General features: G+C 63.8%; 27 protein-coding genes and 1 pseudogene. 13 read left to right on the top strand and 15 right to left on the bottom strand.

All coding sequences use genetic code 11. The features are described 5' to 3' along the window. Window positions 1–442 (top strand): annotated as a pseudogene (locus tag DXK94_RS16630) (dolichol-phosphate mannosyltransferase); the annotation flags it as partial. A gap of 109 nt (window positions 443–551) precedes the next feature. Here the strand turns inward: DXK94_RS16630 and DXK94_RS16625 are convergent. The 5 genes from DXK94_RS16625 to DXK94_RS16605 all read right to left on the bottom strand — a co-directional run bounded on the left by DXK94_RS16625 (window position 552) and on the right by DXK94_RS16605 (window position 4,415). Continuing rightward, the gene (locus DXK94_RS16625) at window positions 552–899 is read right to left on the bottom strand and encodes an RNA polymerase-binding protein RbpA (protein ID WP_013600997.1); all 348 of its coding nucleotides are present in this window, start codon (window positions 897–899) and stop codon (window positions 552–554) included. Between the two features lie 257 nt (window positions 900–1,156). After that, a complete protein-coding gene (locus DXK94_RS16620) occupies window positions 1,157–2,104 on the bottom strand; it encodes an SPFH domain-containing protein (RefSeq protein ID WP_079596144.1) in 948 nt (315 codons plus the stop codon). Between the two features lie 33 nt (window positions 2,105–2,137). After that, window positions 2,138–2,602, bottom strand: coding sequence for an NfeD family protein (locus DXK94_RS16615; RefSeq protein ID WP_079596145.1), 465 nt, complete (start codon window positions 2,600–2,602; stop codon window positions 2,138–2,140). A gap of 125 nt (window positions 2,603–2,727) precedes the next feature. Beyond that, window positions 2,728–3,672 (bottom strand): putative RNA methyltransferase, encoded by a 945-nt coding sequence (locus tag DXK94_RS16610; RefSeq protein ID WP_115525785.1) that lies wholly within the window; start codon window positions 3,670–3,672, stop codon window positions 2,728–2,730. A 62-nt stretch (window positions 3,673–3,734) separates the two neighbouring features. Then, window positions 3,735–4,415, bottom strand: coding sequence for a peptide deformylase (locus DXK94_RS16605; protein WP_115525784.1), 681 nt, complete (start codon window positions 4,413–4,415; stop codon window positions 3,735–3,737). A gap of 55 nt (window positions 4,416–4,470) precedes the next feature. Here DXK94_RS16605 and DXK94_RS16600 point away from each other — a divergent pair, with 55 nt between their 5' ends. After that, complete coding sequence (locus tag DXK94_RS16600) at window positions 4,471–4,884, top strand: nuclear transport factor 2 family protein (protein ID WP_115525783.1); 414 nt, start codon at window positions 4,471–4,473, stop codon at window positions 4,882–4,884. On the opposite strand, the gene DXK94_RS16595 is transcribed toward DXK94_RS16600, so the two are convergent. Genes DXK94_RS16595 through DXK94_RS16585 form a run of 3 tightly spaced genes read right to left on the bottom strand, consistent with a single transcriptional unit; the run spans window position 4,872 to window position 8,012 of the window. Beyond that, entirely contained in the window at window positions 4,872–6,065 is a 1,194-nt protein-coding gene (locus DXK94_RS16595; RefSeq protein WP_115525782.1) for an NAD(P)/FAD-dependent oxidoreductase, read from the bottom strand. The two genes, DXK94_RS16600 and DXK94_RS16595, sit on opposite strands and share 13 nt — an antisense overlap. A 2-nt stretch (window positions 6,066–6,067) precedes the next feature. After that, window positions 6,068–6,751, bottom strand: coding sequence for a class I SAM-dependent methyltransferase (locus DXK94_RS16590; RefSeq protein WP_115525850.1), 684 nt, complete (start codon window positions 6,749–6,751; stop codon window positions 6,068–6,070). A gap of 16 nt (window positions 6,752–6,767) precedes the next feature. Next, window positions 6,768–8,012 carry a type III polyketide synthase gene (locus DXK94_RS16585; protein ID WP_115525781.1) on the bottom strand — a complete coding sequence of 415 codons (1,245 nt, stop codon included), beginning with the start codon at window positions 8,010–8,012 and terminating at the stop codon, window positions 6,768–6,770. 583 nt (window positions 8,013–8,595) lie between these two features. Between DXK94_RS16585 and DXK94_RS16580 the strand changes: the two genes are divergently transcribed. From DXK94_RS16580 to DXK94_RS16565, 4 genes are all read left to right on the top strand, one after another. Beyond that, complete coding sequence (locus DXK94_RS16580; protein ID WP_115525780.1) at window positions 8,596–8,862, top strand: hypothetical protein; 267 nt, start codon at window positions 8,596–8,598, stop codon at window positions 8,860–8,862. 253 nt (window positions 8,863–9,115) lie between these two features. Then, on the top strand, window positions 9,116–11,461 hold the full coding sequence (locus tag DXK94_RS16575) for a bifunctional polysaccharide deacetylase/glycosyltransferase family 2 protein (RefSeq protein ID WP_115525849.1): 2,346 nt from the start codon (window positions 9,116–9,118) through the stop codon (window positions 11,459–11,461). A gap of 107 nt (window positions 11,462–11,568) precedes the next feature. Next, complete coding sequence (locus DXK94_RS16570; RefSeq protein WP_115525779.1) at window positions 11,569–12,531, top strand: chitinase; 963 nt, start codon at window positions 11,569–11,571, stop codon at window positions 12,529–12,531. Between the two features lie 60 nt (window positions 12,532–12,591). Then, complete coding sequence (locus DXK94_RS16565; protein WP_181884857.1) at window positions 12,592–13,182, top strand: hypothetical protein; 591 nt, start codon at window positions 12,592–12,594, stop codon at window positions 13,180–13,182. Window positions 13,183–13,184: 2 nt separating this feature from the next. On the opposite strand, the gene DXK94_RS16560 is transcribed toward DXK94_RS16565, so the two are convergent. Then, on the bottom strand, window positions 13,185–13,658 hold the full coding sequence (locus DXK94_RS16560) for a VOC family protein (protein WP_115525778.1): 474 nt from the start codon (window positions 13,656–13,658) through the stop codon (window positions 13,185–13,187). 70 nt (window positions 13,659–13,728) lie between these two features. Between DXK94_RS16560 and DXK94_RS16555 the strand changes: the two genes are divergently transcribed. Next, window positions 13,729–14,130 (top strand): DUF3054 domain-containing protein, encoded by a 402-nt coding sequence (locus tag DXK94_RS16555; RefSeq protein WP_079596153.1) that lies wholly within the window; start codon window positions 13,729–13,731, stop codon window positions 14,128–14,130. Window positions 14,131–14,249: 119 nt separating this feature from the next. Continuing rightward, complete coding sequence (locus tag DXK94_RS16550; protein ID WP_050687163.1) at window positions 14,250–14,531, top strand: Lrp/AsnC family transcriptional regulator; 282 nt, start codon at window positions 14,250–14,252, stop codon at window positions 14,529–14,531. A 6-nt stretch (window positions 14,532–14,537) separates the two neighbouring features. Here the strand turns inward: DXK94_RS16550 and trpD are convergent, their stop codons facing one another. Beyond that, complete coding sequence (gene trpD, locus DXK94_RS16545) at window positions 14,538–15,593, bottom strand: anthranilate phosphoribosyltransferase (RefSeq protein WP_079596154.1); 1,056 nt, start codon at window positions 15,591–15,593, stop codon at window positions 14,538–14,540. Between the two features lie 112 nt (window positions 15,594–15,705). Here trpD and DXK94_RS16540 point away from each other — a divergent pair, with 112 nt between their 5' ends. The 4 genes from DXK94_RS16540 (at window position 15,706) to DXK94_RS16525 (ending at window position 20,076) form a co-directional block, all read left to right on the top strand. Beyond that, window positions 15,706–16,380, top strand: coding sequence for a heme-copper oxidase subunit III (locus tag DXK94_RS16540; RefSeq protein WP_395929682.1), 675 nt, complete (start codon window positions 15,706–15,708; stop codon window positions 16,378–16,380). An 86-nt stretch (window positions 16,381–16,466) separates the two neighbouring features. Further along, window positions 16,467–17,255: a c-type cytochrome gene (locus DXK94_RS16535; protein WP_079596156.1), complete on the top strand. Its 789-nt coding sequence runs from the start codon at window positions 16,467–16,469 to the stop codon at window positions 17,253–17,255. A 99-nt stretch (window positions 17,256–17,354) separates the two neighbouring features. Next, window positions 17,355–18,428, top strand: coding sequence for a ubiquinol-cytochrome c reductase iron-sulfur subunit (locus tag DXK94_RS16530; protein ID WP_079596157.1), 1,074 nt, complete (start codon window positions 17,355–17,357; stop codon window positions 18,426–18,428). Then, window positions 18,406–20,076 (top strand): cytochrome bc complex cytochrome b subunit, encoded by a 1,671-nt coding sequence (locus tag DXK94_RS16525; RefSeq protein ID WP_079596158.1) that lies wholly within the window; start codon window positions 18,406–18,408, stop codon window positions 20,074–20,076. Before DXK94_RS16530 ends, DXK94_RS16525 begins: the two co-directional genes overlap by 23 nt. 115 nt (window positions 20,077–20,191) lie before the next feature. On the opposite strand, the gene DXK94_RS16520 is transcribed toward DXK94_RS16525, so the two are convergent. Beyond that, window positions 20,192–20,962 (bottom strand): GntR family transcriptional regulator, encoded by a 771-nt coding sequence (locus DXK94_RS16520; protein ID WP_079596159.1) that lies wholly within the window; start codon window positions 20,960–20,962, stop codon window positions 20,192–20,194. A 164-nt stretch (window positions 20,963–21,126) separates the two neighbouring features. Here DXK94_RS16520 and DXK94_RS16515 point away from each other — a divergent pair, with 164 nt between their 5' ends. Next, window positions 21,127–21,420: an HPr family phosphocarrier protein gene (locus DXK94_RS16515; RefSeq protein ID WP_079596160.1), complete on the top strand. Its 294-nt coding sequence runs from the start codon at window positions 21,127–21,129 to the stop codon at window positions 21,418–21,420. A gap of 102 nt (window positions 21,421–21,522) precedes the next feature. Here DXK94_RS16515 and DXK94_RS16510 read toward each other — a convergent pair whose 3' ends face one another. From DXK94_RS16510 to DXK94_RS16495, 4 genes are all read right to left on the bottom strand, one after another. Next, on the bottom strand, window positions 21,523–21,924 hold the full coding sequence (locus DXK94_RS16510; protein ID WP_079596161.1) for a cytochrome c oxidase subunit 4: 402 nt from the start codon (window positions 21,922–21,924) through the stop codon (window positions 21,523–21,525). Further along, window positions 21,921–23,648 (bottom strand): cytochrome c oxidase subunit I, encoded by a 1,728-nt coding sequence (ctaD, locus tag DXK94_RS16505; protein ID WP_115525777.1) that lies wholly within the window; start codon window positions 23,646–23,648, stop codon window positions 21,921–21,923. The genes DXK94_RS16510 and ctaD overlap by 4 nt, the downstream gene beginning before the upstream one ends. Window positions 23,649–23,658: 10 nt before the next feature. Then, window positions 23,659–24,531, bottom strand: a complete 873-nt coding sequence (gene coxB / locus DXK94_RS16500; protein ID WP_079596163.1) for a cytochrome c oxidase subunit II — start codon at window positions 24,529–24,531, stop codon at window positions 23,659–23,661. A 186-nt stretch (window positions 24,532–24,717) separates the two neighbouring features. Further along, window positions 24,718–25,104, bottom strand: a complete 387-nt coding sequence (locus DXK94_RS16495) for an iron-sulfur cluster assembly accessory protein (RefSeq protein WP_079596164.1) — start codon at window positions 25,102–25,104, stop codon at window positions 24,718–24,720. Between the last annotated feature and the right edge of the window lie 108 nt (window positions 25,105–25,212).

Genomic DNA, 25,212 nt, shown 5'->3' with positions numbered 1-25,212 from the left:
GCCCCAGCTCCTGGAGGCCATCGAGCAGGGCGCAGACCTTGCCATGGGTTCCCGCTGGGTGCCCGGCGGACGCGTGGTGAACTGGCCCCTCTACCGCCAGGCCATTTCCCGGGTGGGCAGCACCTACGCCCGCCTGATGCTCGGCCTGAAAATCAAGGACGTCACCGGCGGATACCGCGCCTTCCGCCGGACAACCCTGGAAAAACTCAACCTGGACCAGGTGGACTCCGTCGGTTACGGCTTCCAGGTTGACCTGGCGTGGCGGGTGGCACGGATGGGCCTGCGCATCGAGGAACGCCCCATCACGTTCGTGGAGCGCGAACTCGGCGCCTCGAAGATGAGCGGCAACATCGTGGTCGAAGCCATGATCAACGTCACCAAGTGGGGCCTGCAGGCCCGCTGGAACACCCTGAGGGGCAAGAAGCCCTCCGCCCAGCCCTAGGCTGTCCGCCGTTCCGGACCGGATCATCACCGGTCCGGACGCGGAACGCGAAAAGAGGGGCCGTTCCTGCACTTACGTGCAGGAACGGCCCCTCTTTCGTTGAAAAGACCTAGGCCGAGCGGCGTTCCCCGCGGCGTTCGCGCAGGATGGTCAGCCGGTCCTCGAGGATCTGCTCCAGTTCGGGCAGGGAGCGGCGTTCCAGCAGCATGTCCCAGTGCGTGCGGACAGCTTTGTCGTTGCTGGTATCGGGGCGTTCGCCGTCGACCAGAAGCGCTTCCTTGCCGGTCTTGGAAACCCACACGGGGGGAATCTCCGCTTCGGAGGAGAAAGTAACAAAGACCTGCTCGCCGTCCTCGCAACGGTACTCGACACGCTGACGCGGTGCCGGCTCGACTCCGGACTCGGTCTCCATGCTCTGCGCACCAAGGCGCATACCCCGCAGGCTGCGATCGCTCATGATTTCTCCCTCTTATCGGTTCGCGGAGTAGAACCCCGCGCCAGCCGGTGGTGACGAAGCACCGCCGGGCTACTGTGTGCTCTGTGCTGCATCATAAGATTCAACGCATTGCGAAGCTTTGTTGTTCCAGCGGATTGCTCCTGCCGGACAAATACCCAATTATACGGGTGCCATGCCGCAGGGAGCAAAATAAAGGAAGGGATCCGGGCTGGTGAACTGGTCACCGGCGCAGATCCCTTCCAGTTTTACTGCACTGCCTACGGCTCGGAGGGCTTGGCTCCCACCTCGTCGAACAGGCCACCGGTTGCGCCCGGATCGGGGTTGGTACCGCCCAGGGCGTTGCCGATCCCCTTCAGGGCTTCGCCGACTTCGCTGGGGATGATCCACAGCTTGTTGGATGATCCTTCGGCCAGCTTTGGCAGGGTCTGCAGGTACTGGTAGGCCAGCAGCTTCTGGTCAGGGTTGCCGCGGTGGATGGCATCAAAGACCTTTTGGATGGCCTGCGCTTCACCGTCAGCACGGAGGATGGCAGCCTTGGCGTCGCCCTCGGCGGCGAGGATGGAAGCCTGCCGCTGTCCTTCTGCGGTGAGGATGGCTGACTGCTTGGTTCCCTCGGCCGTGAGGATGGCGGCGCGGCGGTCCCGCTCGGCGCGCATCTGCTTTTCCATCGAGTCCTGGATGGAGTGGGGCGGATCAATGGCCTTCAGCTCAACACGGGAAACCCGAATACCCCAGCGTCCGGTGGCCTCATCCAGGACACCGCGGAGCTGGCCGTTGATCTGGTCACGCGACGTCAGCGCTTCTTCAAGGTTCAACCCGCCCACGACGTTACGCAGCGTCGTGGTGGTGAGCTGTTCCACGGCCTGGATGTAGTTGGCAATCTCGTAGGTTGCCGCGCGCGGGTCAGTGACCTGGAAGTAGACCACGGTGTCGATGGACACCACCAGGTTGTCCTCGGTGATCACCGGCTGCGGCGGGAACGAAACCACCTGTTCGCGGAGATCGAGCAGCGGCAGGAGCCGGTCCACAAAGGGAATCAGGATTGTGAGGCCCGGGTTGAGCGTGCGCTGGTACTTTCCAAGCCGTTCGACGACGCCGGCCCGTGCCTGCGGAATGATCCGGACCGAGCGGACCAGAACGATAATCACAAACACGATCAGGACTACCAGCACGATGGCCAATGCGGCTCCTCCTGCGTTTTCCATACGTTTCCTTCTTCCCCAATTAGTAAGGCTGTGTCAGGACTGGCCGGTGGTGGCCGGCGGAGCCGAGACCACAGCCGTGGCGCCGTCGATGGCAGCCACGACCACCTTCTGGCCCGCGGGAAGGACCCCCGCTGCCGAGCGTGCGCTCCAGATGTCGCCGCCGATTTTCACGAGGCCGCCGTCAGAGGTTACGGCTTCCATCACCACGGCCTGCTCGCCGATCAGCCGGTCCACATTGGTCCGCTGCTCGGCCGGGCCCTTCTTCAGGTGGGACAGTGCCACCGGGCGGACGAAGGCGATCATCAACAGGGAGACGACGCAGAAAACAACGATCTGGAGCCATCCGTCAGCGCCGGCAAAGTCGGCCACCAGGGCGGCGAGGGCTCCGCCGCCGAGCATGATGAAAAACAGGTCAAGGGTGATCATCTCGATCACTGCAAATGCCAGGAAAGCCGTGAGCCACAGGGCCCACCAGTTTTCCCCCAACCATTCGAACACCGGTTCCCCCTTCGTTACGGGGAACCGCGTGCGCGGAACCTCCGGTAACTGTCCTTCCATCCTAGTCCGGGCGCATCGGGTGTGGGCTGGCTCATGCCGGGCGGCCAGGGATAGTGGCCAAGTCGTTACGCGGTTGCCGCCTCCTTGGGGCGGAAAACCAGGAGCCGGAACTTCGCTTCGGTCCGCACGGGTTCCGGGAGGTCGTCAAACCGTTCGCCAATGGCATCCCGGTCCGCGTGGTGCCCCGCGGGGCCCATGAAGGCCAGGTCTGCTGCTTCGTGGCGCGTGAGGGTAAGGGGAACATCGATGTCGGACGTGGTGTCAATGTCAAAATAGCGGGCCATCGCCGTTGCCAGCCGCGCATCCTTGCTCTCCTCGATCGACAGCATTCCTGCTGTTGCCACGAGGTTCCCCAGGTGCCCGGTACGGGGAGTGACAACAACCAAGCGGCCCGCCGGCCGCAGGATCCGTGCAAATTCAGCGGGATTGCGCGGCGCAAACACCACCGTGACGGCATCGACAGACCTGTCCGCCAGTGGGAGTGGCTGCCACACATCCCACACCAGGTTGACTGCCTCCGGGTTCAGCCGGGCGGCGCGGCGCAGCGCGAACTTGGAAATGTCCAGGCCTACCGCTGTGACCTCACGGCCCTGGGCCGCGGCAGTATCCAGCACTTGCCGCAGGTAATGCCCGGTTCCGGTTCCCGAGTCGAGGATGGCTCCATTGTGGTCGGACAAACAAGGCACGACGGCGGCTGCCACCGCTTCGGCCAACGGACGGTAGTGCCCGTGGCCAAGGAAGTTGACGCGGGCCTCCACCATCGCCGCGGTGTCAGCTTCGAAGGCCGTGCCCTTGCCCACCAGCAGATTGAAGTAGCCCTGCCGGGCTGCGTCGAAGCTGTGGCCTGACGCGCAGGCCAGCCGACGTTGCCCCGGCACGCGGGAGGGCGCCGCGCCGGCTGCGGCCGCAGTGGGACCGCCCGTAGTGGCACCGGCGGTATCCGCGCCGGCAAAAACCAGCGGACCCGAGCACACCGGGCACAGCAGGGGGAGATGGTCGGAAGAGGGCATTGAACCATCTTAGGGTGGCGGCAATAGGCCCGGGCGGGGATGACGGGGGCACGGGGAAAGGCTTAGCCGGCGCTGATACCTGCAGGTCCGTCGTCGAACCCGAGGCCCTGGCGTGCCCTGCTGATTCCGGCCTCGGCCCAGTGCGCGGCGTACTCGGTGTTGGTGCTCAAGGACCTCAGCTGGGCACGGTCCAGGTAGAGGATGCCGTTGAGGTGGTCCGTCTCGTGCTGCACGATCCGGGCCTGCCAGCCGGAGAACTCCCGCTGGACCGCCGCGCCGTCGGGCGTTTCAAACTCAAGCAGTACGCTCTCCGGGCGCGCCACCACAGCCTGGAGTCCGTTCAGTGAGAGGCATCCTTCGTAGAAGGAGGCGGTCCCGGACCCCCGGGCGGTGTACCTGGGATTGAGGACAGCGAGGAACTCCAGCGGGTTCCGTTGACGCAGCGCGGCTGCCTCCGAGTCGACGTCGAACTGGTCCTCGACCACCGCGAGCTGCAGCGGTATGCCAAGCTGGGGCGCCGCCAGGCCCACTCCCGGTGCCTCGTGCATGACCTGGCGCATGAGGTCGATGAGCCGGGCAAGCTGGTCAGCAGGCAGTTGACCGTCAAAGGCAGCGGCCCGCTGACGCAGTGCGGGGTGGCCCGCCTGGACGATGGGCGGCAACGTCCCGGCGGAGAGGATGTGTTCCACAAGTTCGCGTATCTGTTCTGCTGTGAGGGTGGTCCCGGGCGCGGCGTGGGTCATGACGAAAGCCTACTGAATACCGGGACGCTTCCGGGGCTGGGCTAGTGTCTATCCCATGGCTGACTTCCCCTCCCACCCTGACTCGCCGCTGGACCGCGTTCTCGGGTTCATCCGGGTACTCGAAGCCGGCGGGGGAGCGGCCGGGATCAAGCCCTTCCTGGCCGACTCATTCGTGCTGGAGGAGGCCCCGCACCTGCTGGCTCCGGAGGGCTCCAGGCGGTCCTTGCATGATGTGCTGGCCGGCGCGGACCAGGCGGCGCAGGTGGTCGCGGACCAGAAGTTCGCCATCCGGCGCACCACGTGCGAGGGCGGTCGGGTGGCTGTAGAAGCGGATTGGTCGGCAACGGTGCTGATGGACCTCCCGTACTGGGACCGGGGAGACACGATCCGGGCAAGGACCTCGTCTGTCTTTGAAGTCAGCAACGGCCTGATTGTCAGCCAGGACAGCTACGACTGCTACTTCCGGTAACTAAACCTGCTGTATCCGGGAAACCAGCGCCGTTGTTGCATGGTGAAGCGCCTGGCCACCCACCGGTTTAGTGCCGGGGTGGCGACGGCGGCTCCAACGCCTGCAATACGCAGGCCGAGCAGGGCGGGCGGCAGGGGGCGGCCCAGCATCATATTGATCTCTGACTGGCGCCTGGCAAGGATTGCCGCGCGCCGCCGGCTTTCGTCGAATTTCCGGAATCCGTGGTCCATGGGGCGGCCGGCCACGGCTTCGCGGATGAGCGGCACCAGCGCCTGGGCGTCGAGCCAGCCGAGGTTCATGCCCTGGCCGCCAATGGGGCTGATTTCATGGGCTGCATCCCCGATCAGGATGGTCCGCCCCACGACCATTCGGCGGACCAGGGTGGAGCGGACGCTGAACGCCGAGAGCATGCTGTTGGTGCCGGGATCGGGCCGAATTCCGGTGCGCTGCTGTACGAGTTCTGCCAGGTCGCCTGCCCCTGCGGTTTCCGCGGGCCGGGTGAGGCGGACCACCCAACGCCGGACTCCGCCCGGAAGGGGGAATGACTCGACAATCCCCCCGGGCTCGAGGAACAGGACGGCCATGTCCCCATGGATGCCGGGGTCAGCGAAGTCGCCCATCAGGTAATGGTCCGGGTAGGTCCTTCTCTGCACCGGCACGCCCAGGACATCGCGGAAGTGTGACCGGGCACCGTCGGCGGCGACCACCAGGGACGCCGTGAAGTTCCTGCTTCCCTGCGTGGCACCCGGCTGAGACTGGACCGAAACGCTGGGCCGGCCGCCGTCGTCCGTTACAGCCGTGGCCTGCACACCCCTCAGCAGCGCTCCGCTGTCCAGGGCGCGGACGCGGTCCTCCAGTAGCTGCTCCGTCCGGAACTGGGGGAGGGCCAGAACGAAGGGAAAGTCCTCCGACACCGTGTCGAAGCGCATGGTGCCTACAGTTTTTCCGCCGCTGACAGCCATTCCGGTGCGGATGGGCACACCCTCCCGGACCATCGCGTATGCCACGTTGACCCCGTCCAGGGCTGCAAGGGCGGGCGGGTGGATGCCGATGGCGCGGGAGTGGGCATCCCGCGCCGGTCTCCGTTCGAGCACCCGCACGGTAATGCCTTCCTGCAGGAGCGCCGCGGCAAGGTACAGGCCAACCGGTCCGGCGCCCACGATCACAACGTCGGTGGACACAGTCAGTTCCTGCGCCAGGCGAGGACCTGGTGGAAGGTAGTGCTTCGCTCAACCGTCCAGCCCGGAGGAGCGATTGCCGCCAACTCCGGGAGCGTGTAGCTCCGCCGTATCGAGGTCAGGCCGTCCGCCCGGATGTAGGAGCGGGGGAAGGGCAGGGCGGCCACCCCGAACAGTGCATAGGCGATGGGACTCCGGCGGAGATCATTGTGCAGGGCCTTCTGTGCCGCCAGGATCTGCGAATGCGCCAGCAGCTGCTGCAGCTCGTCTGCACTCAAGTGATGAAGGACATGGTTGGAGATCACGGTGTCGTACGTCCTGCCCTCCTGGACCAGGTCTCCGCTGTGGGCCTGCCGGAATTCGACGCCCCGGACCGGCTGCCGCTTCGACGCGAAGGCGGCGGCCCGCGGATCGGGGTCGATGCCCGTGATCCGGAGCGTCAGTCCGTCACGTTCCGCCCAGCGGGCAAGCATGACGGCAAGGTCGCCGCCGCCGGAGCCGATGTCCAGCAGCGTGGCGGTACCTGAGCCGGCGGTCATCATGGGGAGGAGTTCACGCCGGTACAGCCGGCGCCAGCCGCCCAGAACCCGGTTGACCACGGCAAACTGGCGGTAGGTGTTGTCCAGGCGCCACGGATCGCAGTCCGGCAGGTCCATCAGTTCCACGACTCCGGCGGCGCGCTCCCGCATCAGGAATCCCACCCGGTCAGGACACCGGCGCTTCTGCCGGTTCGTAACGGGCGTCCCGTTCGGCCATCGCGTTGCTGACGCGCGGCGCCTGGGGCAGCTTGGTGAACATGGCCGTCTCCACCGTGAGTCCCGGGCCGAAGGCCATGGAGCAGATCCGATCGTCACCAGGTCCGCTGCCGGCGGGTTGGTGATCGCCGGACTGGGGGTCGTTGATTCCGTTGTCCTGGTCCAGGATGTGCTTCAGGACGAACAGCACGGTGGCACTGCTCATGTTGCCGTAGTTCCGCAGGACTTCGCGGGCAGGAACCAGCTGCTGGTCCGTGAGGCCGAGCCGGGACTGGACCTTGTCCAGGATGCTCCGCCCGCCCGGGTGGATGGCCCAGTGCCGGATGGACGTGTAGGGGAGTGCCTGCAGTTCAGGTTCCCGGGCCAGGAGGGGCTGCAGCGCGCCCACGATGTGGTCGTCGATGATGTGCGGAACGTAGTTGCCCAGCACCATTTCGAAGCCGTGGTCACCGATGTTCCAGGCCATGGAGTCCTCGCCCACGGGGGTGAGTACCGTTTCGAAGTGGTCCAGCTGCAGCAGCGAGGCTTCTTCCGCGCCCGGCCTGGCGGTGACGACGGCGGCAGCGGCGCCGTCGGCGAAGAGCGCCGAGCCCATGATGGTGTCGGGGTCGTTGGATGTCCGCACGTGCAGGGAGCACAGTTCGGCGCACACCACCAGGACGACGGCGTTCGGGTCGGCCTCGCAGAAGAGCTTGGCGGCGCGCAGCGCGGGGAAAGCTGCATAGCAACCCATAAAGCCCAGGTGGTATCGCTGGACTGCCGGATCCAGGCCCAGCTCCCGCACGATCTTGTAGTCCGGGCCGGGGTTGAAGAAACCGGTGCAGGACACCGTAACGAGATGAGTTATGTCAAGTAAATCCAGTTCCGGGCAGGCGTCCACGGCGGCACGGGCGGCCTCGACAAAGAGCTTGGTAGCTTCCCGGGCGAAGATGTCGTTGCGTACCTTGGTGCTGGGATTCAGCAGGAGGCCGGTGGCAGGGTCGTAGAACTGGGGGTCATCGGAGCGGAAGTCGTTGGTGAGTTCGTCGACGGCGGTGAACCGTGTGTCGATGGCCGCGGAGTCAAAGCACGTATTCACCAGCCTGGAGCCCAGCCGCGTTAATCCGGGCTGGGCCGCAAATACGTCACGGGCTTCTGACTGGATCAGCATCGTCTTCGGGACTGCAGTTTCAAGTGATCGCACGTAGACCGTCATTGACACATTCTTAGCGAGGCCCCGGATTAAGACAATGGTTCAGGCTTTTGACCTGCGCATTTGTCCTGGTAACTCTTGCAGGCGTTCCAGGCCTTCCCGACCCCCGTCCGGGCCCCTCTCCGAAACGCCGATAATCTACATTATGTAAAGTAGCGATAATCCCGCCCCTCCCCGGACTAACGCCTGGACCCTATCCCGGCGCCCACTAAGGCGCCGACACCCAGGCCAAGCGCGAAACCCACCACCGGACTGTCGAAGACTGCCAGGCCGAGGGTGATTCCAACAGCGGCGCCCAAAAGGCAGCAGATCCACAGTGGCTTGTTCACAGGACCTCCAGGGTGGGCAAAAGTACTCGGAACGCCTAAACCAGTAGTTACTTCATCATGCAGTAGCAGCTGGCCACAATGGACCGTTCACAGGTAGCCCGCCGGGAAGATTCAGGTACCTCACCACGGGTGCCAAACGCCGGCCGGTCTTCTATCGTCGTTCGCACATGCCATCTTCGGCTTCTGCCGGCAGTCATCGCCACATTCCTTCGCCGGCTTATGCAGACGGCTTCGGTGCACAACAGCCAGGAATCATCATGCCGCTTTCCCCTGAACCCGCAGAAAAAAGCGCGGTGTTGTCCCCACTCCCCCAGGCATCCGGAACGCGTGACACCGCCCCCGAGGACGCGCTCCGGCAGGCCCCGGGCAGGCCGGTGCTGATGCTCCGCCCGGCGCCCGTCAAGGTCCGTGCCATCACCTGCCACGCCATCGCCTACACCGTCACGCATGTCCTGGTGGAACGGGACGACGACGCCGGATACCAGGCAAGCTGGGAGGCAAGTTGGCTGGTGCGCCGCCTGTAGGTAACCAAGTATGGGGGTACTCGAATTCGAGTACCACTTACGCATGTTGACGTCAACCGGCCCCCGTAGTCTCGAATTCAGGGCAGCAGCTTTCAGGGCTTCTGCCAACGCTCCAGGTGGGCAGATCACGGTGATCTCTTCTCCTGAGGATTGATTGCCGGCCGGATCCTTGCTGAAGCTCGAGGAACAGGACTCACTACCCACGACCGGGGTGTATCCCCGCTCCATTGTCCAGCTCCTATGCGAGGGTTCCATGACACTTCCATCGCCATCTCCTTCATCCCCTGCGGCACCTGTCTTCTTCGACGCAAGCGGCAAGCGCTGGCGCCGGATTCTCAGCTGCCTGCTTGCGCTCATGCTGTTGATGGTCCTGTCAGTTGTGATGGTCCTCCCCGCCGCCACGGCCCCGGTCCACTCCGGGCAGCAGAATCAGGTCGCGACGTACCCCAGGCAATTGCTGGACCTGCAGGACCTGGAAAACATCCCCAGGATCGGAGTGGACCTGGGCGAGGCTACGTTCCACAGGATCGCAACGGTAGAAAATAAGGACGGCAAAGTTCTGCTGAAGGATCCCTTCAGTGACACCGTCTGGCGGGAAGCCACACCGGAAGAGTCAAAGCTGATCGGCGCCAGTCCCTATGTTGTGGAGGCCTACGGCAAGACCAAAGAGCGCACGCTCATGCTGACATTCGATGACGGCCCGGATCCCAGGTTCACGCCGGAAATCCTGGACCTGCTGTCCCGCGAGGGCGTACCGGCCACGTTCTTCACTGTCGGGGACAACATCGTCAAATATCCTGACATCTTCCGGCGCATAGTCCGGGAAGGCCACATGGTGGGCAACCACACCATGTCCCATATCGACTTCTGGGCCCACGATGATGCCTTCAACCGCCAGCAAATCATCGGAACCGACCGGGTCATGCGTGCCGCCGACAACTACGAGTCCCGGTTGTTCCGCATCCCCACCGGCGACCCGGAGAACAACACGCTGGCACTGCTGCAGTCACAGCAACTCGGTTATCTGCACGTCAGCATGGACCTGGATACCAGGGACTGGGAATACCTCCCGGAAGCCGAAATCCCCATTCCGGAGCTGAACGGCGAAGGGCACATCGTCCTCCTCCACGACGGAGGCGGGGACCGCAGGGGAACCATCGAGATGCTGAAGAAATTCATTCCCCAGGCGAAGGCGCAGGGCTACACTTTCGCCACCCTGCAACCCTTGCTGCCGGCCGACTACGTGCCCCAGCACAGTGTGCCGGCAAGCGTTGAAGACAACGTAACCCTCGCGGCGCTGACAACCTACCTGGTGACCCCCAACCTGCTGCTGAACTGGCTGTTCTGGTTCGGCATCGGATCCCTCACCATCCTCACGTTCCTCTTCGTGGTCCTGGCCATCATCAACAACAGGCGCCAAAAGAAGCGCCGGTGGGAGGAGATCGCCGAATCAGAGTGGCCATTGGTCAGCGTGATCCTGCCGGTCTTCAATGAAGAACTCGTGGTGGCGAAAACCCTCGATGCCCTTCAGGCCAGTGACTACCCCCGGCTGGAAGTCATCGCCATCAACGATGGCTCTACGGACAGTACCCTTGCTGTCCTGAGGGAGTATGCCGAATCATGGCCCGGCCTCAGGGTCCTCGACCAGGCCAACGGCGGCAAATCCGCAGCCAGCAACTATGGAATCGAAGAGGCGCGCGGAGAGATTGTGGTGACCCTGGACGGCGACACACTTTTCGAGCCCCAGACGATAAAAATGTTCGCCCGCCACTTCCTGGCCCCCCGGAACGGCAAGGAGGTTGGAGCCGTTGCCGGGCATGTCAAGGTCGGGAACCGGCGGAACATCGTCACCGCCTGGCAAAGCCTTGAGTATCTCTCCGGTATTTGTGTCACCCGCATGGCAGAGGGCCTCATGGGCGCGATCTCCATCGTTCCCGGAGCGTGCGCTGCATGGCGCCGTGAGGCACTGCTGAAAGCCGGCGGCTACTCCCATGACACACTCGCTGAAGACGCCGACCTGACGCTTTCCCTGCAGCGCCTGGGGTACAGCATCGTCCAGGAAAATGAAGCCGTGGCGTGGACTGAAGCGCCCCTGACGTTCCGCGGGTTGTTCAAGCAACGGCTGCGCTGGACATACGGCAACTTCCAGACCCTGTACAAGCACCGCCGCATGCTGTTCAACCCGAAGTTCGGGGCCCTGGGAATGCTCACCATGCCCTATGCCCTCATTTCCGTCCTTGTCCCGCTGCTGTTTATGCCGCTGACAGTCGCGGTGGCCTTCATCAGCCTGAGCCGCGGGGAATGGCAGGCCATCGCCATCTTCTCGGCGTTCGTGGCAGCAACCCACCTGCTGATTTCGATCGTGGCCGTGATCATGGTGCGGGAAAACCCCCTCCACCTGCTCATGGTGCCCATCTACCGGCTGATCTACGAACCGCTGCGCGCCTACGTCGTCTTTGGTTCGGCGCTCCGCGCCCTGCGCGGTTCAGCGGTGGGGTGGTACAGGCCCGAACGCACCAACAGTGTCATCCTGGCAGACCTTCCGGGCCAAACCACCACCCCTGTTTCCCCCGGTCCCCTCTCCCCCAGCACCACGTGAGGCGCGATGCCAGAGGCAGCATCCGCGTTCTGGCGGCCATCGCGGCAGTTGCCGCGATGGCCGCCTGTGGATCCGCCCCAGGGGACGACACCAGCGGGGAGGCAGGAGTGAATCCTAGCGAACAGGTCTCCCCGTGGTTCGGGGGTTATCTCGACGTCACGCTCCTTCCGGCACTCCGCCTCGAGGATGCCCCCGCGGGGGGACCGTCCACCACTGTCCTTTCCTTCATTAGTTCCGACCCCGCCCGGCCCTGCGAACCCTCGTGGGGCGGGTCCTACGATCTGGAACTGGCAGGCGACAAGCTTGACCTTGACGCGCAGCTGGACGCCTACCGAAGCGCGGGGAACAACGTTGCGGTATCTTTCGGCGGCCAGAAAGGCACGGAACTGGCCGTTGCCTGTTCCGACGAGGAATCCCTTGCCAGGGCATACGCCACGGTCATTGCCAGGTATAACCTCGACGTCGTTGACCTGGACGTTGAAGGACAAGGAGCCTCGGACCCCGCCGCCGCCGCCAGGCGGGCCACCGCCATGGCACGCCTGCAGGCCGAACAGCCATCGGGCAAGCCACTGCGGGTCTGGCTCACGCTCCCCGTTTCGCGGGACGGGCTGACGTCCGCCGCCGCAATTTCAGTTGAGAGCATGCTCGATGCGGGCGTCGAGGTGGCGGGAATCAACATCATGACCATGAACTTCGGTCCGCTCCCTGCCGGCCTCAGCATGTCCGATGCGTCGGCAGCGGCCGCAGAAGCAACTCATCGCACACTCGTGGACCTTCTTGGGAAGGCAGGCAAGCTGAACGGTGACGAACAGGCCTGGAGCAGGATCGGGCTGACGCCCATGATTGGCGTGAACGATCTGGAGGAAAACGTGTTCACGCTCGATGATGCTGAGCGCCTCAATGCCTTTGCGAGGGACCGCGGCATCGGCAGGATGTCGATGTGGTCGCTTAGCAGGGATACCGCCTGCGACCCGGAGCACCAGGGCGTGTCCCACAGCTGCAGCGGGGTGGAGCAGGAAGCCCGCCAGTTCGGCAGGCTGCTGGGGAATGGGTTCACGGAAGCCCCTTGATGACGGGCAGTTGCGCTTTAATGAGGGATGCGGAGCGGCCGGCAGTTCTGGAGGGGGCGGATGGGACGAGGTGTCTATTCGTTGTCAGGGTTCTGCCTTGTGCTCCTGGCCGCTGCCGGCTGCGGAGGCGCACCGCGGGCCTCGGGTGAAACGGTGGTCTCCGACGTCTTCATCACGGCCTATTCCTGGTACGACAACACTCCAGCGGGCTCCGCCATCATCAGCCACCCTGCCCTGCACAAGGTGGCCGGCGGAACCGGAACGTACGAAGATCCGGTGACCATCGCCGTCGGGCATTCCAAGGAGACAGGCACCAGCGTGCTGGATGTCCCCGCGGGCACCCGCATCTACCTGCCGGACGTACGCCGGTACTTCATCGTGGAGGACGCGTGCGGCGACGGTCCGGCTCCGGAACTTGGGCCCTGCCATACCGGAGCTGAAGAACACGGTGACGCTTCACTGTGGATCGACATGTGGATCGGCGGCGAAGGAGAGAGTATGTCCTTCGCCCAGACGTGCGCCGTGCAGGTTACCGGTGTGCGGACAGCGGTGTTCAACCCGGGCAGCAACTACGCCGTGGCACCCGGCAACGGGGTGATCCACGACGGCAAGTGCGATTCCGGCTACGGGAACGGGCTGGTATCCCGTTAGCCTCAACCGTCGTAGGCCTTCTGCAGTTCGGCGATGTCCAGTTTCCGCATGCCCAGCATTGCCTGCATCGCCCGCTGCGAACCCTGGGGATCCGGTCCGGCAATCAGCGAGGGGAGGATGGCGGGAACAATCTGCCACGACACCCCGTACCGGTCCCGAAGCCATCCGCACTGGCTTTCCGTGCCGCCGTCGGTCAAAGCAGCCCAGTACCGGTCCACGGCGGCCTGGTCCTCGCAGTCCACCACGAAGGATACCGCTTCGGTGAATCCGGACGTCCGTGCTCCGTTCAGCGCGGTGAAACTGCGTCCTTCCAGTTCGAAGTCGACCGCGATGGCCTCACCTGCCGGCCCCGGCGCTTCCTCCCCGAAGCGGGAGATGTCGAGGATTCTTGAATCGTCAAAGACGCTGATGTAGAACGTTGCGGCCTCTTCCGCCTGGTTCTCAAACCAGAGGCAGGTCCCGATCTTCCGTGGCATTGGTTGCTCCTTTCGGCTTGAGCCTAGTGCGGATCGCGTCGGCCGGGAACGGGCGGCTAGGCTCGGATGCATGAGTTCCCGGAACCTGTTGCCCGTGAAGCCGCCCTCCGCCCGCCTGGTGACCGCTGCGGCCGTTTCAGACATCGTGCTGATCCTGCTGTTTGCCGCCATCGGACGCGATGCCCACCAGCGCGGGGATGTTGTGGCGGGCGTCCTGCTCACTGCCTGGCCATTCCTTGCCGGGGCGGCGGCCGGGTGGCTTGCCACCAGGGCGTGGCGGGACCCGTTCTCGGTGCGCAGGTCAGGTCTGGGAGTCTGGCTTGGCAGCCTGGTGGGCGGGATGCTCCTGCGGGCCGCCACCGGCCAAACGGTTGTGCTCCCCTTCATCATCGTGGCGCTGCTCAGCCTGGGTGTGCTGCTGCTTGGCTACCGTTTGTTGCTGGCCGCCATCGGGCGCCGACGGACCGTGTGACTTCCCGGCCGGGCACCGGGATGGCGCGGCCCTGGCGGCCATGGCTGGTGTAATAGGCTGACAGTACCGAAACGCTCGCCGGGCAATGCCGCGGCGCAACAGATCCGGAAGGGTTCAACGTGATCACCGCATTCGTTCTGATCAAAACTGACGCTGCCCGTATTCCCGAGACAGCAGAGGAGATCTCCGCGATCGAGGGCATCAGCGAGGTGTATTCAGTGACTGGCGAATGGGACCTGATCGCCGTTGCCCGCGTACCCCGGCACGAAGACCTGGCCGACGTCATTGCCGACAGGCTGTCCAAGGTCCCCGCCGTGGTTCACACCACTACCCACATCGCCTTCCGGGCCTACTCGCAGCACGACCTGGACGCAGCATTCTCACTGGGGTTCGAGCAGTAGGCACCCCTAGGAGCTGGTAAGCGAGACCCACTTCTCCAGCACGGCTGCGGCAGCTCCGGAGTCGACCGACGCCGAGGCGCGGCCGTAGGCGTCCTTCATCCGGTCAAGGAACGGCCCTTCGGCCGCAGGGTCAAAAGCCACCAGGCCGGCCGCGGCATTGAGCAGCACCGCATCCCTCGCGGGTCCCTCCTTGCCCGCAAGCACTTCGCGGACCACGGCAGCGTTGGCCTGGGCGTCGCCGCCCCGGAGCTGTTCCACCGTGGCCAGGCTGATCCCCAAGTCCCGGGGATCGAATGTCAGTTCGCCCACTGAACCGTTGCGGATTTCCCACACGGTCGAAGGGCCGGTGGTGGTCAGCTCATCGAGGCCGTCATTCCCCCGGAATACCAGGCCGCGGCTTCCGCGCCGGGCCAGGACGCCCGCCACCAGCGGCGCCATCCTCGCATTTGCGACTCCCACTGCCGAAGCCTGCACGTTGGCGGGGTTGGTGAGGGGCCCAAGAAAATTGAAGGCCGTGGGAATGGCGAGTTCGCGCCTCGGAACGGCCGTGTGACGGAACGACGGGTGGAAAACCTGCGCGAAGCAGAAGGTGATGCCCGCCTCTTCGGCATTGCGTGCAACCTGTGGAATGGACAGGTCGAGGCGGACGCCCAGCGCCTCCAGCACGTCCGCAGACCCGGACGACGACGATGCAGCCCGGTTGCCGTGCTTCACCACCTTGGCGCCGGCGCCGGCGGCTACAAGGGCCGCCATGGTGGATATGTTCACCGTGTTGAGCTGGTCGCCGCCCGTACCGACAATGTCGAGCTTCTCACCGGAAATGGCCACCGGGTTGGCGTGGGCAAGCATGGCGTCCACCAGGCCGGACAGTTCCTCCACCGTTTCGCCCTTGGCGCTGAGGGCAACCAGGAAGCCGGCGATCTGTGCAGCCGTGGCCTCCCCCGACATGATGGTGTCCATCGCCCAGGAGGTGTTGTCCGCCGTGAGGTCCCTGCCGCTGATCAATGCCGAGATCAACCGGGGCCAGGTGTTGCCGGACGCTGCAGATGCCTGTGAAGTCACCTCCTGATGCTATCGAGGGATGGCGGGGACTGACCAATATGAACGGCCGCGGGAACTTTTCCCGGCGATTTCGCGTCTTTGTAGAAAAAGTCCCCCGAAAAGGCGGTTTGCGTTGGGCAGCACGGACTTTTACAGACATAATGTCTATGTGACATCTGCGACCCATGCCCCCAGTACCCCGGCGCACCCCACGCTGAACCGCCCCAATATGGTTTCCGTTGGAACCGTTGTGTGGCTGTCCAGCGAGTTGATGTTCTTCGCCGGTCTCTTCGCCATGTACTTCACCCTGCGCTCCACAAGCGCGCAGATGTGGGCGGACGAGACAGCCAAGCTCAACTTCCCCTTTGCGCTCGTTAACACGATCGTCCTCGTGGCCAGTTCCTTCACTTGCCAGATGGGCGTCTTCGCCGCTGAGCGGCTCCAGCCGCGCCGGACCGGGGGTGCCTTGCAGTTCTCCCGGTGGGGAATGAACGAATGGTTCACCCTGACGTTCCTCATGGGCGCGTTCTTCGTCGCCGGCCAGGCCACCGAATACGCAATGCTCGTCTCCGAGCACGTATCGCTGTCCTCCAACGCCTACGGCTCGGCCTTCTACATGACAACGGGCTTCCACGGCCTCCACGTCATCGGCGGCCTGATCGCCTTCCTGCTCATCATGGGCCGGTCATTTGCCGCGAAGAAGTTCGGTCACTTCGAGGCAACGTCCGCGATCGTCACCTCGTACTACTGGCACTTCGTGGACGTTGTGTGGATCGGCCTCTTCCTGGTCATCTACGTACTCAAGTAGCCAGCTTTGATTCTTTTTCTACAAGAGGCAGAATTTCAGGTAGCGGCTCCCGGAGCCGGCGCAGGAACGAATAAAGGAACCACCACGTGAAGGCACTCTCACAAAAGCGGCGTCACCCACTTGCAGCCATAGCGCTGCTCCTGATGGGTCTCCTCCTCACGGGTGGGCTCTATGCCGTCGCCACCACCGTCAACGAGGCCAAGGCTTCCACCACTACCTACAGCGCAAACGACGTCGAGGAAGGCGGCAAGCTCTTCGCCGCCAACTGCGCCACGTGCCACGGTATGGGCGCCAGCGGAAGCCAGGACGGTCCTTCACTGGTGGGCGTGGGTGCCGCTGCGGTTGACTTCCAGGTGGGCACCGGGCGCATGCCGATGCAGATGAACGGCCCCCAGGCCCTGGAGAAGCCGGTCCAGTTCAACGATGAACAGACCCACCAGCTTGCAGCCTACGTCGCTTCCCTGGGAGCCGGCCCGGCAATCCCTGAGGAACACCTGCTGGATGAGGGCGGCAACGCTGCTGAGGGTGGCGAACTGTTCCGCACCAACTGCGCCATGTGCCACAACGCTGCTGCCGCCGGCGGTGCACTGACCCGCGGCAAGTTCGCTCCGGCACTGTCTGACACTTCCGGAAAGCACATCTACGAGGCCATGGTCACCGGCCCGCAGAACATGCCCGTCTTCAGTGATTCCAACATCACTCCCGAAGGCAAGCGCGACATCATCACCTTCCTGAAGCAGATCGAGACCAGCGGCTCCCCCGGCGGCGCTGACCTTGGCTCCCTGGGTCCCGTCGCAGAAGGCCTGTTTGTCTGGGTTGCCGGCCTGGGTGTCATCATCGCCTTCACCATCTGGCTGACCTCCCGTACGTCCTGACGTCCGGCAACGCACCACAAACTTCTGCTGCCCTGTCAGCAGGTTGATATTAGAAACTAACCCGGCAACCGCCGGGACGAGAGAAGGATGAGGCGAATTATGGGCAACCATAGTGACGGCAGTCCGAACCACTCGGGCACCGTAGCTACGGCTGGTCAGAATGAGGTGGAGAAGTTCCAGGACCCTGGAATTCCCCCGCACCGTTTGCGCCTGGCTGACACGGACCCGAAGGCCGCAAAGCGGGCAGAACGGCAGGTCGCCTTACTATTTGGCATCTCTGTTGTTGGAACCCTGATCTTCCTGGTGGCGTACTTCGCCATCGATCTGGGGCCTGGAGACTCAACCATTGACACCATCCGGATCCAGAACATGCTCCTGGGTCTTGGAACGGCTTTCGCGATGCTCGGCATCGGCACCGGCATCGTTCACTGGGCCAAGGCCCTGATGCCGGACCACGAAGTCTCCGAGGAACGCCACGCCATCCGCTACGAGGAGGACCGGCAGGCTGCCGTCCGCATCGTTGACGACATCGTGGAAGAGACGGGCATCAAGCGCCGTCCGCTGATCCGGAACACCCTGCTGGGTGCCGTTGCACTCGCACCGCTTCCGGCGGTCGCCATCTTCGGCGACCTCGGCCCGCGTCCGGACAACAAGCTTGCCCACACCATGTGGGCTCCCCAGGACGGGCAGCTCAAGCGTCTCGCCCGTGACCCCGACGGTACGCCCATCAAGGCCTCGGACGTCACCATCGGCTCGGCATTCCATGTCATTCCCGAAGGCCTGAACGAACTCCACGAGGGCAAGCTCAACGAGAAGGCCAAGGCAGTTGTGCTGCTGATGCGCCTTGATCCCGCATCGCTGAACCCTTCCGCGGGACGCGAGGACTGGGGATACAACGGAATCGTTGCTTACTCCAAGATCTGCACCCACGTCGGGTGCCCTGTCGCTCTTTACGAGCAGCAGACGCACCACCTGCTGTGCCCGTGCCACCAGTCCACCTTTGACCTCACGCAGGAGTGCAAGGTGATCTTCGGCCCCGCCAGCCGTCCTCTCCCCCAGCTGCCCATCGCAGTTGATGACGAGGGATACCTGGTCGCCACCAGCGACTTCAAAGAACCCGTAGGACCAAGTTACTGGGAGCGTGATATGCATGAGCGCAGCATCAACAGCTGAGCCCGCTTTCGTCGCCAAAACCAAGACAGGCCGGTTCACCGACTTCGTCGATGCACGTGTTGGCGGTTCCGGAATCCTCCGGGAATTCGGCCGCAAGGTATTCCCGGACCACTGGTCCTTCATGTTCGGCGAAGTGGCACTGTACTCCTTCGTCATCCTGCTCCTTTCGGGCACGTTCCTGACGTTCTTCTTCGATCCGTCCATGGCGGAGACGCATTACGACGGCTCCTACGTTCCCCTCAAGGGCGTCGAAATGTCGGTGGCGTACAACTCGTCGCTGGACATCTCCTTTGACGTCCGTGGCGGCCTCTTCATGCGCCAGGTCCACCACTGGGCGGCGCTGCTGTTCGTGGCTTCCATCGCCGTGCACATGCTGAGGGTCTTCTTCACCGGAGCGTTCCGCAAGCCCCGTGAAATGAACTGGGTTGTGGGTGGCGTGCTCCTCATCCTCGCGATGGCTGCCGGCTTCACCGGCTACTCCCTCCCCGATGACCTGCTTTCCGGCAACGGCCTGCGCATCATCGACGGCGTGATCAAGTCCATCCCGGTCATCGGAACGTACATCTCATTCTTCCTGTTCGGCGGGGAGTTCCCGGGAACGGCCATCATCGGCCGCCTGTACATGCTGCACATCCTGCTTGTACCGGCACTGATCCTGCTGATGATCGTGCTGCACCTCTTCATGGTGGTCGTCCACAAGCACACCCAGTACCCCGGCCCGGGCCGCAACGACAACAACGTTGTCGGCTACCCTCTGGGACCTGTCTACGCCGCCAAGGCCGGTGGCTTCTTCTTCATCGTGTTCGGTGTCCTGGCCCTGATGGCCGGTTTCTTCACCATCAACCCGATCTGGAACTACGGCCCGTACGATCCCTCTCCCGTGTCAGCCGGTACCCAGCCCGACTGGTACATCGGTTTCGTTGACGGCGCCCTGCGCCTGATGCCCGGCACCTTGGGCAACTGGCAGGTGGAACAGGACTGGTTCGGCTTCGTCTTCAGCTTCAACGTCCTGCTTCCGGCCCTCGTGCCTGCCGGCATCCTCTTCACCGTGATGTTCATGTACCCCTGGATCGAGCGGTGGATCACCAAGGACGACCGCGAGCACCACGTCCTGGACCGTCCCCGCAACGCCCCGACCCGTACGGCGATTGGCATGGCAGGGTTCGTCTGGTACTGCGTGATGTGGGCAGCTGCAGGTTCCGACCTCATCGCCACGCACTTCGGTGTCTCCCTGAACGATGTCACGTACTGGCTGCGCGCCCTGTTCTTCATCGGCCCGATCATTGCGTTCATCGTCACCAAGCGCGTTGCCCTGGCCCTCCAGCGCAAGGACCGCGAGATTGCACTCCACGGCCGCGAAACCGGCCGCATCGTCCGTCTCCCCCACGGCGAATTCATCGAGGTCCACGCACCTCTTGATGAGTACAAGCGCTACAAGCTGGTGGGATTCGAGTCGCCTGAGGTGCTTCCGGCCGTGCCGAACGAGCACGGTGTGGTGACCAGCAAGGAGAAGCGCCGCGCGTTCCTCTCCAAGTGGTTCTTCGAGGACCGCGTTGCTCCTGCCACTCCTGCAGAGCTGGAAGCCGCCCACGGCCACGGCCATGCAGCGGTTGAAGCCCCCGAAGAAGCAAAGAGCCTGTCCCACTAAGCTCCACGTTCAGACAGCAAGAGGCCCGGTCCAGATGGACCGGGCCTCTTGTGTTTTCCTGTTCGCAGGCTTCAGGCAGACGGACGCAGGCGGGCCGCCAGGATTCCTGCCAGGTCTAGTGGTTCCGCGCCCGGCGTGCTCCGGGACGCTGCAGGGGAACCCACAGCTTGTACCTGTCCGCCCGGTAGTAGGACACCGAATAGTCCACCATCGCGCGGGCAACGAAGGCGTGCCGCTGGATTTTCAGCAACGGCGAACCGACCTCGACATTAAGCAGCCGGGCGGTGGACGGCGAAGCAGCGGTGGCCTCGATCATGTCCTCGCCCCACTCCATCACCAGCCCGAATTGCTCGCTGAGGACGTTATACAGCGACGTCGGGGGTTCACCGTCCAGGAGCCCGGGCACCCGGTGGGCAGGAATGAAGTTTTCATCAACGCTCATGGGCTCACCGTCAGCGAGCAGCAGCCGGCGGAAGCGCACCAGCGGCGTCCCCTCGTCCAGCTGCAGTTCACGCGCGAGGAAGGCGCTGGCGCCGATTTGTTCGAAGCTGAGGACTTTGGCTGCCGGGACCATGCCGCGGCGCTGCATCTCCTCACTGTAGGAGGTCAGCTTTACCTGAAGGTCGAGTTTTGGCCGGCGGACAAACGTGCCCAGCCCCACCACCCGTTCAATGACCTCTTCACCCACCAGTGCGTCGATCGCCTGGCGGACGGTCATCCGGGCAAGTCCGAACCGCTCCGCAAGATCCCGCTCGGAGGGCAGCGCAGAACCCGGCGGGCAGGACTCAGCGATGTAGCTCCGCAGGATCTCCCGCAGCTGGACATAGATCGCCGTGCCGCTGGCACGGTCAATCTCGCCCCTGATTCCCTTAGCGCCAACCGCCATGGTCTGTCTCCCTGCCGTCGATTTTCCCCTTCAATCGTAGGGCAGGTCTAGACCAGCTCCGTGCAGCCGATACCTTCTTTGGTAATGGACGATGCAGGCCCGCTATATTTGGTCAGGAAATTCTGTTACCGACGGATGGGGCCGTCACGACGAAGGAGTCCCCTTTGCCAACACACAAGGCCGTGGTCACGGCCTCCGTCGGCCTGCACGCACGGCCGGCAGCCATCTTTGTCCGGGCCGTCACCGACACCGGGCTTCCTGTGACGATCGCCAAAGCCGGTATCAACGGCGTGGACGCCCGGTCGTTGCTTCACGTGATGACTGCTGACTTCCAGCACGGGTGCGAGGTGGAATTGGGCATCAGCGAGAACGCCCTGAACGGGGCTGTAAGCCGCGAAAAGGCGGAAGATGCCCTCCGGGGCCTTGCCGTTCTCCTAGAGTCGCAGGGCGCGCTGTAGACGGAACTGGGCTTCAGATAAAAACAGAGCGGGCATAAACAACAACGACGTCGGGCCCCCACCTTAGGTGGGGGCCCGACGTCGTTGTTTGCTATGTGCTGCCTAGTGGGCGTGGTCTCCACGGCTGTACTCGTAGACCCAGCCGACGAGGGCTACAACAGCCAGACCGGCCGCGATGTAGACGATCCAGAAGCCGACGGCCAGGCCAAGGAACCCGCCTGCGCAGGCGAGGCCAAGCACCAGCGGCCACCAGCTCCAGGGGCTGAAGTGACCCTGTTCGCCGGCGCCTTCGTGGATTTCAGCGTCGCTGCGGTCCTCGGGACGCAAGCCGACGCGCTTGCCGGTGAAGCCGAGGTATCCGCCGATCATGCCGGCGAGGCCGCCGACCAGCAGGATGCCCAGGATGCCTACCCATTCGCCCCAGTTGGTCAGGAAACCGTAAACCAGTGCTACCGGGACAAAGAAGAAGACTCCGGCTCCAAAGATCCAAGATTCGATTTTCACTGTGCGGTGTCCTTCTGGTCGGCGTTACCCAGCGCCTGGGCTGCAGGAGCCGGGGATTCAACGGTGTGGACCTGGCGGAGTTCAGGATGGTGCAGGTCCAGGGCGGGACGCTCGGAACGGATCCGGGGCAGGGAGGTGAAGTTGTGGCGCGGCGGCGGGCAGGACGTGGCCCACTCGAGTGAGGCACCGAAACCCCAGGGATCGTCCACCTGCACCTTTTCGGCGCTGCGCCAGGTGATGTACACGTTCCAGAAGAACGGGATCAGTGAAGCACCCAGGACGAAGGACGCCACGGTAGAGAACTGGTTCATCCAGGTGAAGTTGTCCTCCACGAGGTAGTCGGCGTACCGGCGGGGCATGCCTTCGACACCCAGCCAGTGCTGGATGAGGAACGTGCCGTGGAAGCCGAGGAAGAGGAGCCAGAAGTGGATCTTGCCGAGACGCTCGTTGAGCATCTTGCCGGTCCACTTCGGCCACCAGAAGTAGAACCCGGCGAACATCGCGAACACCACGGTGCCGAACACCACGTAGTGGAAGTGCGCCACCACGAAGTAGGAGTCGGAGACGTGGAAGTCCAGCGGCGGGGAGGCCAGGATGATGCCCGTCAGGCCGCCGAAGAGGAACGTGATGAGGAAGCCGATGCTCCACAGCATGGGAGTCTCGAAGGTCAGCGATCCGCGCCACATGGTGCCGATCCAGTTGAAGAACTTCACGCCGGTGGGTACCGCGATGAGCATGGTCATGAACGCGAAGAACGGGAGCAGCACGGAGCCGGTGACGTACATGTGGTGTGCCCACACCGTCACGGACAGGGCTGCAATGGCGATGGTCGCGTAGACCAGGCCCTTGTAGCCGAAGATCGGCTTGCGGCTGAAGACCGGGAAGATCTCGGACACAATGCCGAAGAACGGCAGCGCGATGATGTACACCTCGGGGTGGCCGAAGAACCAGAACAGGTGCTGCCACAGGACAGCGCCGCCGTTCTCGGGGTCGAAGATGTGCGCACCGAACCGGCGGTCCGCGCCAAGGGCGAACAGGGCTGCGGCCAGCGGCGGGAACGCCATGAGGACCAGGATGGCCGTGACCAGGGTGTTCCAGGTGAAGATCGGCATCCGCCACATGGTCATGCCGGGGGCGCGCATGCAGATGATGGTGGTGATGAAGTTGACCGCACCGAGGATGGTGCCGAAGCCGGACAGTGCCAGGCCGAAGACCCACAGGTCGCCACCGATGCCGGGGCTGAAGGTGGTGTTGGACAGCGGCGCGTAGGCAAACCAGCCGAACGAGGCAGCACCCTGCGGGGTGATGAAGCCGGAGACGGCGATGCTGGAGCCGAACAGGAAGAACCAGAACGCCAGGGCGTTCAGGCGCGGGAAGGCGACGTCCGGGGCGCCGATCTGCAGCGGCATGATCACGTTCGCGAACCCTGCGAACAGCGGGGTTGCGAACATGAGCAGCATAACGGTGCCGTGCATGGTGAACAGCTGGTTGTACTGCTCCTTGGTCTGCAGGATCTGCATGCCGGGCTCAAAGAGTTCGGCACGGATCAGCAGCGCCATGACGCCGCCGAGGCAGAAGAACACAAAGGATGCGATCAGGTACATGTACCCGATGGTTTTGTGGTCGGTGGAGGTGATCCAGTTGACGACGATGCGTCCCTTGGATTTGGGAACCACGGGAGCCGTCAGGACTCCGGTGGGTGCGGATTGAGTGTACGTAGCCACGTCGCTCCCCTTACTTAATTTCGTTCAGGTTCGGGTTGCGGTCGTACTCCACACCGAGGAGGCCCGTGTTGCCGGCTGCCTTCAGCCCGTCCATGTGGGCCTGGAATTCAGATTCCGACACCACCTTGACGCGGAACAGCATTTCGGAGTGGTACTCGCCGCAGAGTTCGGCGCACTTGCCGTCGTAGGTGCCCTCTTTAGTGGGGGTAAACCGGATGTAGTTGGTCTTGCCCGGGATCATGTCGCGCTTCTGGAGGAAGGCGGGAACCCAGAAGGAGTGGATGACGTCGCGTGCGTTCAGTTCCAGGTCGACGGACTTGTTCACCGGCAGGTACAGGGTGGGGAGCTGTTCCTTGTCAATGGTGTTTCCGGTGAGGTGCGCCTGGACGCCGGCCTCGTGGACGTCTTCTTCGATGACGTCGCCGGCCTTGTAGTTGAAGTCCCAGGCCCACTGCTTACCGCGGACGTCAACAACGACGTCGGCGGGCTGGGAGCGGTCATCAATGGCCTGCTGGTCGCGGTCGGTGAAGTAGAAGAACACCAGGACCATGAACAGCGGGATGGTCAGGTAAAAGACTTCCAGGGGCAGGTTGAAGCTGGTCTGCCGCGGGAACCCGACGGTGCCCTTGCGGCGACGGTAGGCCACCAGGCACCAGACGATCAGGCCCCAGGTAATGATGCCCACGACCAGGGCGGCAATCCATGAGTTGACCCAGAGGTCCATGATGCGGTCGGTGTTGCTGGTGGTGCCACGCTCAGTGGGCAGCCACCCTTTCTCTACCTCTGGCGAACATCCGGTCAAAACCAACGCGCCGGCAATAGCCAAGCCTGTGATCGTTGTGATCGTTTTGCGTCGGCTGCCGGTTCGGTTCTGCGAACTCACAGACGGCCCTTCCTACTTGTTGCTGTTGTCCGGGCAGCCATCGGCGCCCCGGGCACACTAAAAGTTTTACTACTCGGTGTAGAGCTTACCGCTCCGCCGGGCGTTTCGCCCACATGTCGGCGCCGTGCCCCCAAGCCAATGTTGATGGCAGGAGACACGGCGCCGGCATCGGGCGAAATAACCGGCCTAGTGGAAGGAATCTCCACAGGCGCAGGAGCCGCCGGCGTTCGGGTTGTCGATGGTGAAACCCTGCTTCGAGATGGTGTCTTCGAAGTCGATGCTGGCGCCGCTGAGGTACGGGACGCTCATCTTATCCACCACGACTTCGACGCCGTCGTAGTCGCGGACGGCGTCCCCGTCGAGGAGCCGCTCGTCAAAGTAGAGCTGGTAGATCAGTCCGGAGCAGCCGCCGGGCTGCACGGCAACCCGAAGGCGCAGATCCGTCCGGCCCTCCTGCTCGAGAAGACTGCGGACCTTGCCTGCGGCGACGTCGGTCAGCTTGACCTCGTGGACCGGCAGTTCGCCGGCAGCGCTGGTGGTTTCGGTGCTGTTCTCATTGGTTGCGGTGCTCATTGGCCTACCTTCTTAGGACGGGTCCTGGCGGCTCCGCCTTGGCGGTGCCAGCCCCTACGGATTGGGTATGGGCTATAGCTACATGCTACGTCGGACAGCCGTGTAGCT

The organism is Arthrobacter sp. RT-1 (assembly GCF_003367205.1).
Taxonomy (GTDB): domain Bacteria; phylum Actinomycetota; class Actinomycetes; order Actinomycetales; family Micrococcaceae; genus Arthrobacter.
This window is presented reverse-complemented; position numbering and strand designations above follow the sequence as displayed.